This is a genomic window from Pseudomonas sp. SWRI68 (genome assembly GCF_014269165.1).
Lineage (GTDB): Bacteria > Pseudomonadota > Gammaproteobacteria > Pseudomonadales > Pseudomonadaceae > Aquipseudomonas > Aquipseudomonas capeferrum.
Window position 1 is genome coordinate 276,252 of the sequence record NZ_JABWRU010000004.1, and the last position, 15,644, is coordinate 291,895.

The following is a 15,644-nucleotide window of genomic DNA, read 5'->3' on the forward strand; positions in this document are numbered from 1 at the left end:
CGATTTCCCTGCACACCAGAACCGGTCACTGACATGCAAGCAGCCAAACCACTCTACGACTATCCCAAGTACTGGGCCGAATGCTTCGGGCCAGCACCGTTCCTGCCAATGAGCAGGGAGGAGATGGATCAGCTCGGCTGGGATTCCTGCGACATCATCATCGTGACCGGGGACGCCTACGTCGACCACGCGTCGTTCGGCATGGCCATCATCGGCCGTCTGCTGGAAGCCCAGGGCTTTCGCGTTGGCATCATCGCCCAGCCAAACTGGCAGTCCAAAGACGACTTCATGAAGCTGGGCGAGCCGAACCTGTTCTTCGGCGTCGCGGCCGGCAACATGGACTCGATGATCAACCGCTATACCGCGGACAAGAAGATCCGCTCCGACGACGCCTACACCCCTGGCGGCATGGCCGGCAAGCGCCCAGACCGCGCCAGCCTGGTGTACAGCCAGCGTTGCAAGGAGGCCTACAAGCACGTGCCGATCGTGCTCGGTGGCATCGAGGCCTCGCTGCGCCGTATCGCCCATTACGATTACTGGCAGGACAAGGTGCGCCACTCGATCCTGATCGACGCCAGTGCCGACATCCTTTTGTATGGCAACGCCGAGCGGGCGATCGTCGAAGTCGCCCAGCGCCTGTCCCAGGGCGAGAGCATCGAGCACATCACCGACGTGCGCGGTACCGCGTTCGTGCGCCGTGACACGCCCCAGGGCTGGTTCGAGATCGACTCCACCCGCATCGACCGCCCAGGCCGGGTCGACAAGATCATCAACCCCTACGTCAACACCCAGGACACCCAGGCCTGCGCCATCGAACAGGCCAAGGGCGACGTGGAAGACCCGAACGAAGCCAAAGTGGTGCAGATTCTCGACAGCCCGGGCATGACCCGTGACAAGTCGGTGATACGCCTGCCGTCGTTCGAAAAAGTGCGTAACGACCCGGTGCTGTACGCTCACGCCAACCGCGTGCTGCACCTGGAAACCAACCCAGGCAACGCCCGCGCCCTGGTGCAGAAACATGGCGAAGTGGATGTGTGGTTCAACCCACCACCCATCCCCATGACCACCGAAGAAATGGACTACGTGTTCGGCATGCCCTACGCGCGTATCCCGCACCCGGCGTATGGCAAGGAGCGCATCCCGGCCTACGAGATGATCCGCTTCTCGGTGAACATCATGCGCGGCTGCTTCGGTGGCTGCACCTTCTGCTCGATCACCGAGCACGAAGGGCGGATCATCCAGAACCGCTCCCACGAATCGATCCTGCACGAGATCGAGGAGATGCGTGACAAGGTGCCAGGCTTCACCGGCGTGGTCTCCGACCTCGGCGGCCCGACCGCCAACATGTACCGCATCGCCTGCAAGAGCCACGAGATCGAGAAGCACTGCCGCAAGCCGTCGTGCGTGTTCCCGGGTATCTGCGAGAACCTCAACACCGACCACAGCTCGCTGATCGAGCTGTACCGCAAGGCGCGTGCCTTGCCGGGCGTGAAGAAGATCCTGATCGCCTCTGGCCTGCGCTACGACCTGGCGGTGGAATCGCCGGAGTACGTCAAGGAGCTGGTTACCCACCACGTGGGCGGCTACCTGAAGATTGCCCCGGAGCACACCGAGCGTGGCCCGCTGGACAAGATGATGAAGCCGGGTATCGGTTCCTATGACCGCTTCAAGCGCATGTTCGAGAAGTACTCGAAAGAGGCGGGCAAGGAGCAGTACCTGATCCCGTACTTCATCGCCGCGCACCCGGGCACCACCGACGAAGACATGATGAACCTGGCCTTGTGGCTCAAGGGCAACGGCTTCCGCGCCGACCAGGTGCAGGCTTTCTACCCGTCGCCAATGGCGTCGGCCACGGCGATGTACCACTCGGGCAAGAACCCGCTGCGCAAGGTGACCTACAAGAGCGAAGGGGTCGAGATCGTCAAGAGCGATCAGCAGCGCCGGCTGCACAAGGCGTTCTTGCGCTATCACGATCCGAAGGGCTGGCCAATGCTGCGCGAGGCGCTGGAGCGCATGGGCCGCGCCGACCTGATCGGGCCGGGCAAGCACCAACTGATCCCGTTGCACCAGCCGCAGTCCGACAGCTACCAGAGTGCCCGGCGCAAGAACTCGACCCCAGCTGGCAGCCACAAGGTGGCCAAGGAACAGAAGATCCTGACCCAGCACACCGGCCTGCCACCGCGCGGCAGCGATGGCAGCAAGCCGTGGGACAAGCGTGAGAAGGCCAAGGCTGATGCGTTTGCCCGCAACCAGCAGGCGGCCAAGGAGCGCAAAGAAGCGGCCAAGGGCGGCAAGGCTGGCAAGAAGCCGCGTCAGCCTGTCATTCCACGCTGATTGATCCATTTAGGGGCTGCAAAGCAGCCCCAGAATGCCAAGCTCAATCAGGCTGCTTGTCGACCCACTTCGGCACCACCGGCGCGACGAACTCGTTCATCCCGTCCAGCAGCGCATCCGGCTGCTGACCCAGCAGCAACATGGCCCGATGCTGCGGCCGCACGAAACCCTCTTCGACGATATGGTCGAGGAACCCGCCCAGCTTTTCATAGAAACCATTGACATCGAGCAGGCCCAGCGGCTTGGCGTGATAGCCCAGTTGCCCCCAGGTCCACACCTCGAACAACTCCTCCAGCGTACCCAGGCCACCCGGCAGTGCAATGAACGCATCGCTGAGTTCGGCCATGCGTGCCTTGCGCGCATGCATGCCATCGACCACTTCCAGGCGGGTCAGGCCTTTGTGGCCGACCTCTGCGTCCAGCAGGCTTTGCGGGATGATCCCGACCACTTCGCCGCCTGCGGCCATGGCAGCGTCGGCGACGATGCCCATCAAACCGACCGCGCCACCGCCATAGACCAGGGTCAGGCCGCGCCGGGCGATGGCCTGGCCAAGGGCGACGGCCGCTTCACGGTAGGCAGGGTTGGCGCCGATGCTGGCGCCGCAGAAGACACAAACGGAACGTACAGGCATTGCTCATCTCCAGTCACTCAGGGTGACAGGGTACGGCGCCTGCCTGGCAGTTCCAAGGCCGCTTTCACTCCGGCCTGGAGAATTCGCAGACGGCGCCAGTGGCACCCTGGGCGTAGGCGGCGAGCAGGCTGTTCAGAAAGCTGGACATGGGCATTTGGTATTGCTCCTAAATGAGAGGTTGTCCCATCGTCTATTAAAAGGGCATGATGTGCCCTTAGATTGGTTGTATACAATCCATTGAACAATTCAACTGACTGGCCACTTGACACCCCCTTGACCCATATCAGCAAGGGGCTGAACGGTTTCAGGCAGTCTCGCAATTGATAAAACCCTGCCAAGGAGATTCATGATGTTTGCGAAAGCTGTAGCGGTATCCCTGCTGACCCTCGCCAGCGCCTCTGTCTTCGCCGCCGAGTGCTCGGTAACTGTCGACTCGACCGACCAGATGTCCTTCAATACCAAGGAAATCACCGTCGACAAGAGCTGCAAGGAATTCACCGTCAAACTGACCCATTCCGGCAACCTGCCGAAGAACGTCATGGGCCATAACCTGGTGATCAGCAAGACTGCCGACATGCAGGGCATTGCCACCGAAGGCATGACTCAAGGCCTGGATAAGGACTACATCAAGGCCGACAACGCCGGCATCATCGCTCACACCAAGATGATCGGCGCGCCAGAGAAAGAAACCGAAGTCAAATTCGACGCTACCAAGCTGGAAGCCGGCGGCGACTACAGCTTCTTCTGCACCTTCCCGGGCCACATCTCGATGATGAAGGGCAAGGTCGTCGTCAAGTAAGGACGATGGCGTAGAGGCGAGGGCTTTGCCCTCCATTCGCGGGGCAAGTCGGATCGCCGCACCGCCGCTCCCCCAGGCCTGATGCCAGTGGGGGCGGCGGTGCGGCGATCCGACTTGCCCCGCGAAGCTTTTACGGGGCGAACGGCAGTTCGCGCTTGTGCTGGGTCTTGCGGTAGGTGGCGACGATGATGTCGAACGCTTCCTGCTCGACCGGCTCACCTTGCAGGAACGCATCGATCTGCTGGTAGGTCACGCCATGTGACGCCTCGTCCGGCTTGCCCGGCGCCAGGTCTTCCAGGTCCGCTGTCGGGACCTTCTCCACCAGCGATTCCGGCGCACCGAAGCTGCGTGCAATCGCTCGCACCTGGTGCTTCACCAGCCCGCTCAGCGGTGCCAGATCGCACGCGCCATCACCAAATTTGGTAAAGAAGCCCATCACCGCTTCGGCCGCATGGTCGGTACCGATCACCAGGCCCGCGCGCGCGCCGGCGATGGTGTACTGCGCGACCATGCGCGTGCGTGCCTTGATATTGCCGACAACGAAGTCCACCAGGGTCGGCGACCCCCCTTGCAACGCCTCGGTTTCGGCCGCCAGTGCACGCACGGCGGGTGCGATGTCGACGGTGTGCACTTCATCGGCGTTGATCACCTCCAGGCAAGCCTGGGCGTCGTGCTCGTCGTGCTGCACCTGATAGGGCAGGCGCACGGCAATGAAGCGGTAGGCCGCATCGCCCGTTTCGGCACGCAGCTCGTTGATCGCGCGCTGGGCGAGCAGGGCGGCGGTCAAGGAATCGACGCCGCCGCTGATGCCCAGTACCAACGTCTTGAGCCGGGCATTGGCCAGGCAGCCCTTGATGAACGCCACGCGCCGGGCCACTTCCTGGTCGAGCGCGGCAGCATCGGCGAACGGCGGCTGCACCTTGAGCGCTTGGGCAATCTCTCGCTGAACGGCTTGCATGGGTTACTCCTTGCTGGGGATTTTGAAAACGTGGCGCATGTAGGCAACGAAGTTTTCGTCGCGGCATTGGGTCTTGGCCGCCTCGTCGGAGATTTTCGCCACCGGCGAGCCGTTGCAGTCGGTCATTTTAAGCACGATGTTCATCGGTGCCACACCCGGGATGTCGCAGGTCAGGTTGGTGCCGATGCCGAAACTGACGTTGATGCGCCCGCGCAGGGCGCGGAAGATTTCCAGCGAGCGGGTCAGGTTCAGGCCGTCGGAAAACACCAGGGTCTTGGTCATCGGGTCGATGCCCAGCTTCTGGTAATGGGCGATGGCCTTTTCCGCCCAGGCCACCGGCTCGCCCGAATCGTGGCGCAGGCCGTCGAAAAGCTTGGCGAAGTACAGATCGAAGTCGTTGAGGAAAGCGTCCATGGTGATGCAGTCGGTCAGGGCGATACCCAGCAGGCCACGGTACTCGCGCACCCAGCAGTCCAGCGCGGCAATCTGGCTGTCGATCAGCCGCGGCCCAAGCTGTTGATGGGCCATGAACCATTCATGGGCCATGGTGCCCAGGGGCTTGATATCCAGTTTCCATGCCAGGTCGACGTTGCTGGTGCCGACGAAGCGGGCCGGGAAGTCATCGCGCAGTACCCGTACCACCTCTTCCTGCACGCGGCTGGAGAAGCGCCGACGGGTGCCGAAGTCGGCCACCTGCAGGTCGGCCAGCTCATCTTCGCTGGCATGCGCACGCAGCCAGTCGAACTTGCGGTACAGCTGGTCACGGGCTTCGGCCAGGCGCATGTGCGGGTGCAGGTGGCGGTTGCGCACTTCGCTGATCATGGCCAGCAAGGGCACTTCGAAGAGGATCACATGCAGCCAGGGGCCACGCAGGCGCAGGTACAGCTGATCGTTTTCGATGCCGATGCGCACGTAGCGCAAGTTGAAGCGGAACAGCCGCAGAAAGCGCAGGAAGTCGGGCTTGAGGAAGCTGATACGTTCGAGGAAGGCCAGTTGGCCGTCATCCAGGGTCAGCTCGCTGAGCCGTTCGAGCTGGTTGCGGATCTCGCCGAGGTAAGGGCGCAGGTCTTCGCCGTTGCGGCAGCGGAATTCCCATTCCACGTCGGCGTCCGGGTAGTTGTGCAGCACGCCCTGCATCATGGTGAGTTTGTAGAAGTCGGTGTCGAGCAGGTTGTGCACGATGCGCTCGGCGAATGCGCTTTCGCTCATCAAGGGTGGCTCCAGAAGCGGCGAATGGCGGCCATTGTGCCACAGGTATTGGGATGAACTGGCTGGCACTGGGGCGGGTTTATCCGCGAAGAGGCCAGCACCGGCAAAACAGGTGTTTTTCCGTGCACCAGCTAGCCTTCAAACGGTGCTGCCTGTAGCAGTCGCGCACCAGCGGTGTGCACTTCGGTGACGTCTGCTGTTACAGGGCGGTTGCACGTAAACACTTGCCAGGGTTGCAATGATGGCACTCGACGGTTGCTACTTGTCTGTACGTGTGGTGGCGCCTGCCGCAGGGCAGACGGTTGCACGCTCAATAAAGAAAAGGCCGTCGGTCGCCTGCTGGCGACCTTCACAGTGTGTTTTCCCGGAAGACAAAACCAATGGCACGGCCCTTGCTCAGAGCACAGGGTTGAGAAGTTGTAGTGCCAACCAAAAAAAACTCTAGGAGCACCACCTCATGTCGCAGACGTTTTACAAGAAAGGTTTCCTGGCTCTGGCCGTAGCTACGGCACTGGGTGTTTCTTCGTATGTTCAGGCCGACGTCAAGATCGGTGTTGCGGGCCCGATGACCGGTGCCAACGCAGCGTTTGGCGAGCAGTACATGAAAGGTGCCCAGGCGGCGGCCGACAAGATCAACGCCGGCGGTGGGGTCAACGGCGAGAAGATCGTCCTGGTGAAAGGCGATGATGCCTGCGAACCCAAGCAGGCCGTGGCCGTGGCCAACCGCCTGGCCGATCAGGACAAGGTCATCGGCGTGGTGGGCCACTTCTGTTCTTCCAACACCATCCCGGCGTCCGAGGTGTATGACGAAGCGGGCATCATCGCCATTACCCCCGGGTCGACCAACCCACAAGTGACCGAGCGCGGGCTCAGCGGCATGTTCCGCATGTGCGGCCGTGACGACCAGCAGGGTATCGTTGCCGGTGACTACATTGTCGACGTGCTCAAGGGCAAGAAAGTTGCGGTGTTGCACGACAAGGACACCTATGGCCAGGGCCTCGCCGATGCGACCAAGGCGCAGCTTGAAAAGCGCGGCGTGAAGCCTGTGCTGTATGAAGGCCTGACCCGTGGCGAGAAAGACTTCAGCGCCGTGGTTACCAAGATCCGCGGCGCTGGCGCGGACGTGGTCTACTTCGGTGGTCTGCACCCGGAAGCCGGGCCTTTGGTACGTCAGTTGCGTGAAGCGGGGCTCAATGACGTCAAGTTCATGTCGGACGACGGCATTGTCACCGACGAACTCGTAAATACCGCAGGCGGCGCCAAGTTTGTCGACGGCGTATACATGACCTTCGGCGCCGACCCACGCCTGCTGCCCGACAGCAAGGCTGTTGTGGAAGAGTTCCGCAAGAACGGTACCGAGCCTGAAGGCTACACCCTGTACGCCTATGCCTCGCTGCAGGCGCTCGCCGCCGCATTCAACGGCGCCAAGTCGAACAAGGGCGAAGACGCTGCCAAGTGGCTCAAGGCCAACCCGGTGCAGACCGTCATGGGCGAGAAGAAGTGGGACAGCAAGGGCGACCTGACGGTGTCCGACTACGTGGTCTACCAGTGGGACAAGACCGGTAAATACCACCAGCTGGAAAAACAAAAATAATAACGGCTACCGGCCCGGGCGCACGTTGCCCCGGGCCGCAGCCCCGCGGTACCTGTCTTTATCCGTAGATCTGCACAGTTCTGCGCTGCGAGGGCCGCTGCATTCATGGCCCGCCGTGGACGGCGCTCGTGCAATCTCAATCAGGTGAGATTGCGTTATGGATGGTATTTTTCTGCAGCAACTGGTCAACGGCCTGACCCTCGGGTCGGTCTATGGCCTGATCGCCATCGGCTACACAATGGTCTATGGCATTATCGGCATGATCAACTTCGCGCACGGCGAGGTGTATATGATTTCCGCGTACCTCGCGGCAATCAGCCTGGCATTGCTGGCCTATTTCGGCGTCGAGTCGTTCCCGCTGCTCATGCTGGGCACGCTGTTGTTCACCGTCGTCGTCACGGGCGTTTATGGCTTTACCATCGAACGCATCGCTTACAAGCCCCTGCGCAACTCCACCCGCCTGGCACCGCTGATCAGTGCCATCGGTATTTCGCTGATCCTGCAGAACTACGCTCAGATCAGCCAGGGCGCTCGCCAGCAAGGCGTGCCGACCCTGCTGGAAGGCGCCATGCGCATCGAAGTCGGCACCGGCTTCGTGCAACTGACCTACACCAAGATCTTCATCCTGATTGCCGCGTTCGCCGGCATGGGCCTGCTCACCTACGTCATCAAGTACACCAAGCTCGGCCGCATGTGCCGCGCCACGCAGCAAGACCGCAAGATGGCCTCGATCCTGGGCATCAACACCGACCGGGTGATTTCCTACGTGTTCGTCATCGGTGCGGTAATGGCCGCCCTGGCGGGCGTGCTGATCACCATGAACTACGGCACCTTCGACTTCTACGCCGGCTTCATCATCGGCATCAAGGCGTTCACGGCGGCGGTACTGGGCGGCATCGGCTCGCTCCCGGGGGCCATGCTCGGCGGCATCATCCTGGGCATTTCCGAGTCGCTGTTCTCTGGCCTGATCAACTCCGACTACAAGGACGTGTTCAGCTTCTCGCTGCTGGTGCTGATCCTCATCTTCCGTCCCCAAGGCCTGCTGGGTCGCCCGCTCGTGGCTAAGGTGTGAACATGTCCACTGCCAAAACTGCCCCTGTTTCCGAAACCAACGGTTTCGACCTCAAACGCAGCCTGCTGGAGACCTTTGTCGCCGGCCTGCTGGCGCTCATTGTCTTTGGCCCGGTCGTCGGCGTGGTGCTCGACGGCTACACCTTCAATGCCGAACCCCGCCGCGTGGCGTGGCTGGTCGGTGGTGTAATGGTCGGGCGCTTCCTGCTCAGCCTGTACCTGCAGAGCGGCGCTGGACGGCGCATGCTGCAAGGCTTCGACACTGGTGGCTCGGGCGTGCATGTGAACGCGCCGAACTACAAGTCACGCCTGCGCTACATCATCCCGGCGCTGATCGTGATCGCCATCGTCTTCCCGATCTTTGCCAACAAGTACCTGCTGACCGTGGTCATCCTCGGCCTGATCTACGTATTGCTGGGTCTAGGGCTGAACATCGTGGTCGGCCTGGCCGGCCTGCTCGACCTGGGGTACGTGGCGTTCTATGCCATTGGCGCTTATGGCCTGGCGCTGGGCTACCAGTACCTGGGCCTGGGCTTCTGGAGCGTGCTGCCGCTGGCGGCCATCGCCGCAGCGCTGGCGGGGTGCATACTCGGCTTCCCGGTGTTACGCATGCACGGTGACTACCTGGCGATCGTGACCCTGGGCTTTGGCGAGATCATCCGTCTGGTATTGAACAACTGGTTGTCGTTCACCGGCGGGCCGAACGGCATGCCGGCGCCGTCGCCAACCTTCTTCGGCCTGGAGTTCGGCCGTCGGGCCAAGGACGGCGGGGTGCCGATCCACGAGTTCTTCGGCTTCGATTACAACCCCAACCTGAAGTTCGTGTTCATCTACGCCGTGCTGTTCCTGGTGGTGCTGGCGGTGCTGTATATCAAGCACCGGTTGACCCGCATGCCAGTCGGCCGCGCCTGGGAAGCGCTGCGCGAAGACGAGATCGCCTGCCGCTCGATGGGGCTGAACCACGTGCTGGTCAAGCTCTCGGCCTTCACCCTCGGCGCATCCACTGCGGGCCTGGCCGGCGTGTTCTTCGCCACCTACCAGGGCTTCGTCAACCCGTCGTCGTTCACCTTCTTCGAGTCGGCGCTGATCCTTGCCATCGTGGTACTGGGCGGTATGGGTTCGACGGTGGGCGTAGTGATCGCGGCGTTCGTGCTGACTGTGGCCCCGGAGCTGCTGCGCAGCTTCTCCGAGTACCGCGTGCTGCTGTTCGGCGTGCTGATGGTGCTGATGATGATCTGGCGACCGCGTGGGCTGATCCGCATCAGCCGTACCGGTGTGGTTCCGCGTAAAGGAGTGGCGCCATGAGCGACGAAATCATTCTTTCGGTCGACAACCTGATGATGCAGTTTGGCGGCATCAAGGCGCTCAGCGATGTCAGCCTCAAGGTCCGGCGCAATCAGATCTTTGCCCTGATCGGCCCCAATGGTGCCGGCAAGACCACGGTGTTCAACTGCCTCACAGGCTTCTACAAGGCCAGCGGCGGGCGCATCGAACTGAACGTGCGCGGCAGCCAAACCAACGTCATCCAGTTGCTCGGCGAGCGCTTCCAGGCGGCCGACTTCGTATCGCCCGCACGCTTTGCCAACCGCCTGTACTACAAGATGTTCGGCGGCACCCACCTGGTGAACCGGGCAGGCCTTGCTCGGACTTTTCAGAACATTCGCTTGTTCAAGGAAATGTCGGTGGTGGAAAACCTGCTGGTGGCCCAGCACATGTGGGTCAACCGTAACCTGCTGGCCGGGGTGCTCAACACCAAGGCCTACCGCAAGGCCGAGAGCGATGCCCTGGACCATGCGTTCTACTGGCTGGAGGTGGTCGATCTGGTCGATTGCGCCAACCGCCTGGCCGGTGAGTTGTCGTACGGCCAGCAGCGGCGCCTGGAAATTGCCCGGGCCATGTGCACGCGGCCGAAGATCATCTGCCTGGACGAACCGGCTGCCGGCCTCAACCCGCAGGAAACCGAGGCCCTGAGTGGCATGATCCGCGTGCTGCGCGACGAGCACGACATCACCGTGGTGCTGATCGAACACGACATGGGCATGGTCATGAGCATCTCCGACCACATCGTCGTGCTCGACCATGGCAACGTGATCGCCGAAGGCGCGCCACAGGAAATCCGCAACAACCCGACGGTGATTGCCGCCTACCTGGGTGCAGACGAAGAGGAACTGGTATGAGTGCACCCATTCTCGAGCTCAAGGACCTGGATGTGTTCTACGGGCCGATCCAGGCGCTGAAGAAGGTGTCGATGCACATCAACGAGGGCGAGACGGTGAGCCTGATCGGCGCCAACGGTGCCGGCAAGTCGACCCTGCTGATGTCGATTTTCGGCCAGCCGCGCGCCGCGTCGGGGCACATCGTGTACCGCGGCACCGACATCACCCGCAAGTCGTCGCACTACATCGCCTCCAACGGCATTGCCCAGTCGCCGGAAGGGCGGCGGGTGTTCCCCGACATGACCGTCGAAGAAAACCTGATGATGGGCACCATCCCGATTGGCGACAAATATGCCAAGGAGGACATGGAGCGCATGTACGAACTGTTCCCGCGGTTGAAGGAGCGGCGTACCCAGCGGGCGATGACCATGTCGGGGGGCGAGCAGCAGATGCTCGCCATCGCCCGTGCGCTGATGAGCCGGCCTAAGTTGCTGCTGCTCGATGAGCCGTCGCTGGGGCTGGCGCCGATTGTGGTCAAGCAGATCTTCGCCACCTTGCGTGAGCTGGCCAAGACCGGCATGACCATTTTCTTGGTGGAGCAGAACGCCAACCATGCCCTGAAACTGTCGGACCGGGCGTATGTGATGGTCAACGGAGAAATCCGCATGACCGGGACGGGGCAAGAGTTGTTGGTGAATGAAGAAGTGCGTAGCGCCTATCTGGGCGGGCACTGAGTTGATTCGGGGGCTGCAAAGCAGCCCCCGCTGTAAATGTGGACAACTTGCTGCACCTCGCTCCCATGCCTCCATACAACTCCAGCCTAAGCCATTGTTTCCACAGCCTTGTTTTACCCACGGATAATGTGGAGCCGCCTGTGGAAAACATGGGTGCACCTCGCTGTAGCCCTTTGCAGTCGAGGCCTGCAGGCTTCTGATCGTTTTTTGATCGGTTTGCCCTTGTGGATGATTTTTAAGGGATTTTTACCCACATGCAGCTGTGTGTAATCGCTTTGAGCACCTGTGCATAACTCTGTGCAAAACCCTTGGACATACGGCTGCAAGCGGCATGGTTGAAAGCCTTGCGCCATCACTAAAAAGATATCCACCGACCCTGGAACGCTGAAAGGTTTCTGCTACCCCGACAAGTTGCCCCCAATCTGTGGGGAAAGCCTTGTGGATAACATGCGCATACATGACGCCAGGCTCTCTGCAACGGGGCTTTCGCCGATATGGTCAATATTTGATCAGTTGCTTCAATGGCTTGCTGCCTGCGTAGCACGAAGGCATGCTGCAACCCCCTGCCGAAATTAATCCACAGCGAGGAACAGAGCATGACGTCCACCGTATTCATCACTGGCGCGACTTCCGGTTTCGGTGAAGCTACCGCCCGACGTTTCGCCGAGGCCGGCTGGAAGCTGATCCTCACTGGCCGGCGTAAAGAGCGCCTGGACGCCCTGTGTGCCGAACTGTCGGCCAAGACCGACGTGCACGGGCTGGTCCTGGATGTGCGCGACCGCAACGCCATGGAACAAGCCATCGCCACGCTGCCGCCCGGTTTTGAGAAGCTGCGCGGCCTGGTCAACAATGCAGGCCTGGCGCTGGGCGTCGATGCGGCGCAGAACTGCAGCCTGGACGACTGGGAAACCATGGTCGACACCAACATCAAGGGCCTGATCTACACCACGCGCCTGCTGCTGCCTCGGTTGATCGCACACGGCCGCGGCGCGTCGATCCTCAACGTAGGTTCGGTGGCGGGCAATTACCCGTACCCGGGCAGCAACGTGTATGGCGGCACCAAGGCGTTTGTCGGGCAGTTTTCCCTGAGCCTGCGCTGCGACCTGCGCGGCACTGGCGTGCGCGTCAGCAACATCGAGCCGGGGCTGTGCGAGAGCGAGTTCTCGTTGGTGCGTTTCGGTGGCGACCAGGCCAAGTACGACGCCACCTACGCGGGTGCAGAGCCGATCCAGCCGCAGGATATTGCCGAGACCATCTTCTGGATCCTCAACCAGCCTGCGCACATCAACATCAACAGCCTGGAGCTGATGCCGGTGAGCCAGGACTGGGCAGGGTTCTCGATCGACCGGTCGCCCAAGGGCTGATCAGCATCCCCGGGCGTGCCCATGGCACGCCCATGCTGCCGCAGGCCTTCAGTTGTCTCGGAAAGTTTCGTTGGGGTTCAGAAGTTGCAGGGCTTGCAGCATATCGTTGACGACATCAGCGAGCATGGCATCTTCTCTACTCGGCTGCCCCTCGACATACTTCAAAAGGCTTGTAAGCAAACCAAGCTTTCGCTCATGCAGCAGCTTGTTCTTCTCAAGCTTGGAAGCCGCGATGTCCTTACTGGTAGCCTCAATTTCAGTTTGAAAGTGAGCCTTCAGAATTTCGTTGCCCATGACTGAACTCCTCTTTAGGGGAGCCTTTACGCTATCAACGCGTCTTGAGAACCGAAACTGGTAAAAATGTCAGGTCATTCCAAGTGATGAAGCCCTGCCAGGCAGGTCGCCAAGTGATAGGGCGTGGTCGAAGGCATGTCATGCCGGCTGACAGCGCCTTCGCCGTCCCGGCATTCATACCAGCCGCCGTCATGCAGGAACCGCTGCGTCATCGCCTGCAACTGCTGCGCAAGCTTGGCTTCGTTGCCTGAGCGCAACGCCAGCGCCCGCAGGTACTCCGCCTGGGCCCAGATCCGCTGGGTGGCATCGATGACCTTGCCGTCCACAGCCAGCATTGCCAAGACCGCCGAATCCTTTACCCCGCACTGCTCGGCATAATCGAACGCCCGGGCAATGGCGCCATGCAGCGGGGTGCCGCGTAACAGTGGCGAGGTGTCGAGCAGGTAGAACCACTCGAACTGATGCCCTGGTTCGAACCAGTTATCCACAGCGTCGCGTGGTTTTTCCAGCATCAGGCCGTGCTGCGGTTCGATGAACTGTGCCTGCAGGGCATCGCACAACTGCAGCAGTGCCTGCTGCACGCTGGCATCTTCACGCACGGTAAGCACCTGCAGGAAGGCTTCGGCCAAGTGCATCTGGGGGTTCTGCAGCGGGCCACTGCCAAGGTCGGCCCAGTCTTCAGCGAGGCTGGCCTCGTACAGGCCGTCGTCGCGGGCGAACTGCGTGCTGACGATTGCCAGGGCAGCGTTCAGCGCAGACTCCACCAGGCTGTCGCGGACCTTGCCCCAGTAATGCGCGCAGGCAAACACGATGAACGCGTGGGTGTAGAGGTCTTTGCGCCGGTCCAGTGGCTTGCCTTCGGCATCGATGCTGTAGAACCAGCCGCCGTGCTCGGCATCGTGGAAATGCCGCTGCAGCGAGCGGAACAACGCCGCTGCCCGCTCTGCCGCGCCTGGCTGCTCGATGCGGCTGCTGAACAGGTACAGCTGGCGCGCGCAGGCCATCGCTCGATAGCGCTGAACCGGCAACGGCCGGTGCTGGGCATCGAGGGCCTCGAAGGGCAGGGCCATTTCGACGTTCCAGCCCGGGCCTTGCCACAGCGGCACGATACGCTCGGCAAAGTGCTGGGTGAAGCGGGCCAGTTCGGGCGGAGTGGGGCGGGGGTCGGACATGAATGCGCTCGTCACAATCGGGCAGTGCGCCATGGTAGCAGAACTGCGCTTCAGCCCGGGTTACCCAGGCCTTGCCAGTGCCGCGCGCCGACGAAGATGAAGCGCAGCTGTTGGGTGATCTTTTCCTGCGCGGACAGCGCCTGTGGATAACCTGAATCAGGGTTGTCGATCAGCTCGGGCAGGGTGGCAAATACCGTCTTCACGACCAGGTCGGCCATCACCGCCAGTGCTGCTCCGTCCAGGTGCTGCCAGCGTTTCATGCGCGCAAGGTCGGTGGCCAGGTCGTCACTGATGTCCTGGCGCAGGCGGGCAATCGCCTGGCGTACCGCCTGCGAGCCACCGTATTGCTCACGGGCCAGGAACAGGAACTGCGCCCGGTGGGCGGCGACCACGTCGAGGAAGATGCGCACCGAGGCGTCGGTGATGCCGCCAAACTCGAATTCGTTCTGGCGCACCAGGCGGATGGTCTGGCGGAAGGTGGTATCGACCTCGGCCACCAGAGCCAGGCCCAGGGCGTCCATATCGGGAAAATGCCGGTAGAAACCGGTGGGTACGATACCTGCCGTTTTCGCCACTTCGCGCAGGCTGATGCTGCCGAAACCACGGCCACTCTCCATCAGCTGGCAGGCGGCATCGAGCAAGGCCTGGCGGGTCTGTAGCTTCTGTTCGGCACGCGGCAGCATGGGTCAGGGTTCTGTGTCGGTCGAGGCAGGGCACTCTAGATAATAAAACGAAGCCCGGTCAATGGACCGGGCTTGGAGGTGAGCAGGCATTGTGCCGCAGGTTGTTATTTTCGGCCATGGCGATCAGCTCACACGGCTGAGTTCAACCAGGCGATCCGAGCCACCTTCGGCTACTCGGCCGGAGCGTTCGATCAAGCGGTCCGAGCCACCTTCGGCTACTCGGCCGGAGCGTTCGATCAAGCGGTCCGAGCCACCTTCGGCGACCCGGCCGGTGCGTTCGATCAGGCGGTCCGAGCCACCTTCGGCGACCCGGCCAGTGCGTTCGATCAGGCGGTCCGAGCCACCTTCGGCGACGCGGCCAGTGCGTTCGATCAGGCGGTCCGAACCACCTTCGGTAACCGTTTTCAGGGGCTGGGCGATTTCAGCGGTGCTGGAGCGCGATTCGGCGGTCAGGTGCTGGTCAGCAGCCGGCAGGGCGAAGGCGTTGGCAGCAAGGATCGACAGGGTCAGGGTCAGCAGGTGGCGTTTCATGAGTGGTTGCTCCTCTGGGGGGCTGGAAAGTGGGTACGAAGCCAATGCTACGCCCGGTAACGCCAGAGAAAAGTTCATAAGGATAATGGTAACAATCGACAGCATTGATAGAGC

At 61.8% G+C, this 15,644-nt stretch carries 15 protein-coding genes; 8 read left to right on the forward strand and 7 right to left on the reverse strand.

Translation table 11 applies throughout. The annotated features are described in order from the left end of the window. Window positions 1-33: 33 nt before the first annotated feature. The gene (locus tag HU770_RS09340) at window positions 34-2,334 is read left to right on the forward strand and encodes a YgiQ family radical SAM protein (protein WP_186652729.1); all 2,301 of its coding nucleotides are present in this window, start codon (window positions 34-36) and stop codon (window positions 2,332-2,334) included. 43 nt (window positions 2,335-2,377) lie between these two features. Here HU770_RS09340 and HU770_RS09345 read toward each other — a convergent pair whose 3' ends face one another. Next, the gene (locus tag HU770_RS09345; RefSeq protein ID WP_033701796.1) at window positions 2,378-2,965 is read right to left on the reverse strand and encodes a TIGR00730 family Rossman fold protein; all 588 of its coding nucleotides are present in this window, start codon (window positions 2,963-2,965) and stop codon (window positions 2,378-2,380) included. Between the two features lie 349 nt (window positions 2,966-3,314). On the opposite strand from HU770_RS09345, the gene azu reads away from it, so the two are divergent. Further along, window positions 3,315-3,764: an azurin gene (gene azu, locus HU770_RS09350; RefSeq protein WP_033701795.1), complete on the forward strand. Its 450-nt coding sequence runs from the start codon at window positions 3,315-3,317 to the stop codon at window positions 3,762-3,764. A 130-nt stretch (window positions 3,765-3,894) separates the two neighbouring features. On the opposite strand, the gene nadE is transcribed toward azu, so the two are convergent. Further along, window positions 3,895-4,722 carry an ammonia-dependent NAD(+) synthetase gene (nadE, locus tag HU770_RS09355; protein ID WP_033701794.1) on the reverse strand — a complete coding sequence of 276 codons (828 nt, stop codon included), beginning with the start codon at window positions 4,720-4,722 and terminating at the stop codon, window positions 3,895-3,897. A 3-nt stretch (window positions 4,723-4,725) separates the two neighbouring features. After that, window positions 4,726-5,931, reverse strand: a complete 1,206-nt coding sequence (gene pncB / locus HU770_RS09360; RefSeq protein WP_186663520.1) for a nicotinate phosphoribosyltransferase — start codon at window positions 5,929-5,931, stop codon at window positions 4,726-4,728. 457 nt (window positions 5,932-6,388) lie between these two features. On the opposite strand from pncB, the gene HU770_RS09365 reads away from it, so the two are divergent. The 6 genes from HU770_RS09365 (at window position 6,389) to HU770_RS09390 (ending at window position 12,850) form a co-directional block, all read left to right on the forward strand. Beyond that, the gene (locus HU770_RS09365) at window positions 6,389-7,525 is read left to right on the forward strand and encodes a branched-chain amino acid ABC transporter substrate-binding protein (protein WP_186663521.1); all 1,137 of its coding nucleotides are present in this window, start codon (window positions 6,389-6,391) and stop codon (window positions 7,523-7,525) included. 157 nt (window positions 7,526-7,682) lie between these two features. Continuing rightward, the gene (locus HU770_RS09370) at window positions 7,683-8,597 is read left to right on the forward strand and encodes a branched-chain amino acid ABC transporter permease LivH (protein WP_186663522.1); all 915 of its coding nucleotides are present in this window, start codon (window positions 7,683-7,685) and stop codon (window positions 8,595-8,597) included. 2 nt (window positions 8,598-8,599) lie between these two features. After that, on the forward strand, window positions 8,600-9,901 hold the full coding sequence (gene livM / locus HU770_RS09375; protein WP_186663523.1) for a high-affinity branched-chain amino acid ABC transporter permease LivM: 1,302 nt from the start codon (window positions 8,600-8,602) through the stop codon (window positions 9,899-9,901). Then, window positions 9,898-10,773 carry an ATP-binding cassette domain-containing protein gene (locus HU770_RS09380; RefSeq protein ID WP_033701787.1) on the forward strand — a complete coding sequence of 292 codons (876 nt, stop codon included), beginning with the start codon at window positions 9,898-9,900 and terminating at the stop codon, window positions 10,771-10,773. The genes livM and HU770_RS09380 overlap by 4 nt, the downstream gene beginning before the upstream one ends. Next, window positions 10,770-11,486 (forward strand): ABC transporter ATP-binding protein, encoded by a 717-nt coding sequence (locus tag HU770_RS09385; protein ID WP_033701785.1) that lies wholly within the window; start codon window positions 10,770-10,772, stop codon window positions 11,484-11,486. The genes HU770_RS09380 and HU770_RS09385 overlap by 4 nt, the downstream gene beginning before the upstream one ends. 596 nt (window positions 11,487-12,082) lie before the next feature. Further along, window positions 12,083-12,850: an SDR family oxidoreductase gene (locus tag HU770_RS09390; protein WP_095063875.1), complete on the forward strand. Its 768-nt coding sequence runs from the start codon at window positions 12,083-12,085 to the stop codon at window positions 12,848-12,850. Window positions 12,851-12,898: 48 nt separating this feature from the next. On the opposite strand, the gene HU770_RS09395 is transcribed toward HU770_RS09390, so the two are convergent. From HU770_RS09395 to HU770_RS09410, 4 genes are all read right to left on the reverse strand, one after another. Then, window positions 12,899-13,144 (reverse strand): hypothetical protein, encoded by a 246-nt coding sequence (locus HU770_RS09395; protein WP_186652728.1) that lies wholly within the window; start codon window positions 13,142-13,144, stop codon window positions 12,899-12,901. A 74-nt stretch (window positions 13,145-13,218) separates the two neighbouring features. Continuing rightward, entirely contained in the window at window positions 13,219-14,316 is a 1,098-nt protein-coding gene (locus HU770_RS09400; RefSeq protein WP_186663524.1) for an AGE family epimerase/isomerase, read from the reverse strand. A 50-nt stretch (window positions 14,317-14,366) separates the two neighbouring features. Beyond that, on the reverse strand, window positions 14,367-14,999 hold the full coding sequence (locus HU770_RS09405; RefSeq protein WP_033701781.1) for a TetR family transcriptional regulator: 633 nt from the start codon (window positions 14,997-14,999) through the stop codon (window positions 14,367-14,369). A gap of 123 nt (window positions 15,000-15,122) precedes the next feature. Then, on the reverse strand, window positions 15,123-15,530 hold the full coding sequence (locus tag HU770_RS09410; RefSeq protein WP_186663525.1) for a phage infection protein: 408 nt from the start codon (window positions 15,528-15,530) through the stop codon (window positions 15,123-15,125). Window positions 15,531-15,644: the final 114 nt, after the last annotated feature.

Coding starts and splice junctions, on each gene's coding strand:
- HU770_RS09400 (WP_186663524.1), bottom strand. CDS start 14,316: ATGTCCGACCCCCGCCCCACTCCGCCCGAACTGGCCCGCTTCACCCAG.
- HU770_RS09370 (WP_186663522.1), top strand. CDS start 7,683: ATGGATGGTATTTTTCTGCAGCAACTGGTCAACGGCCTGACCCTCGGG.
- pncB (WP_186663520.1), bottom strand. CDS start 5,931: ATGAGCGAAAGCGCATTCGCCGAGCGCATCGTGCACAACCTGCTCGAC.
- azu (WP_033701795.1), top strand. CDS start 3,315: ATGTTTGCGAAAGCTGTAGCGGTATCCCTGCTGACCCTCGCCAGCGCC.
- HU770_RS09380 (WP_033701787.1), top strand. CDS start 9,898: ATGAGCGACGAAATCATTCTTTCGGTCGACAACCTGATGATGCAGTTT.
- HU770_RS09340 (WP_186652729.1), top strand. CDS start 34: ATGCAAGCAGCCAAACCACTCTACGACTATCCCAAGTACTGGGCCGAA.
- nadE (WP_033701794.1), bottom strand. CDS start 4,722: ATGCAAGCCGTTCAGCGAGAGATTGCCCAAGCGCTCAAGGTGCAGCCG.
- HU770_RS09385 (WP_033701785.1), top strand. CDS start 10,770: ATGAGTGCACCCATTCTCGAGCTCAAGGACCTGGATGTGTTCTACGGG.
- livM (WP_186663523.1), top strand. CDS start 8,600: ATGTCCACTGCCAAAACTGCCCCTGTTTCCGAAACCAACGGTTTCGAC.
- HU770_RS09365 (WP_186663521.1), top strand. CDS start 6,389: ATGTCGCAGACGTTTTACAAGAAAGGTTTCCTGGCTCTGGCCGTAGCT.
- HU770_RS09390 (WP_095063875.1), top strand. CDS start 12,083: ATGACGTCCACCGTATTCATCACTGGCGCGACTTCCGGTTTCGGTGAA.
- HU770_RS09405 (WP_033701781.1), bottom strand. CDS start 14,999: ATGCTGCCGCGTGCCGAACAGAAGCTACAGACCCGCCAGGCCTTGCTC.
- HU770_RS09410 (WP_186663525.1), bottom strand. CDS start 15,530: ATGAAACGCCACCTGCTGACCCTGACCCTGTCGATCCTTGCTGCCAAC.
- HU770_RS09395 (WP_186652728.1), bottom strand. CDS start 13,144: ATGGGCAACGAAATTCTGAAGGCTCACTTTCAAACTGAAATTGAGGCT.
- HU770_RS09345 (WP_033701796.1), bottom strand. CDS start 2,965: ATGCCTGTACGTTCCGTTTGTGTCTTCTGCGGCGCCAGCATCGGCGCC.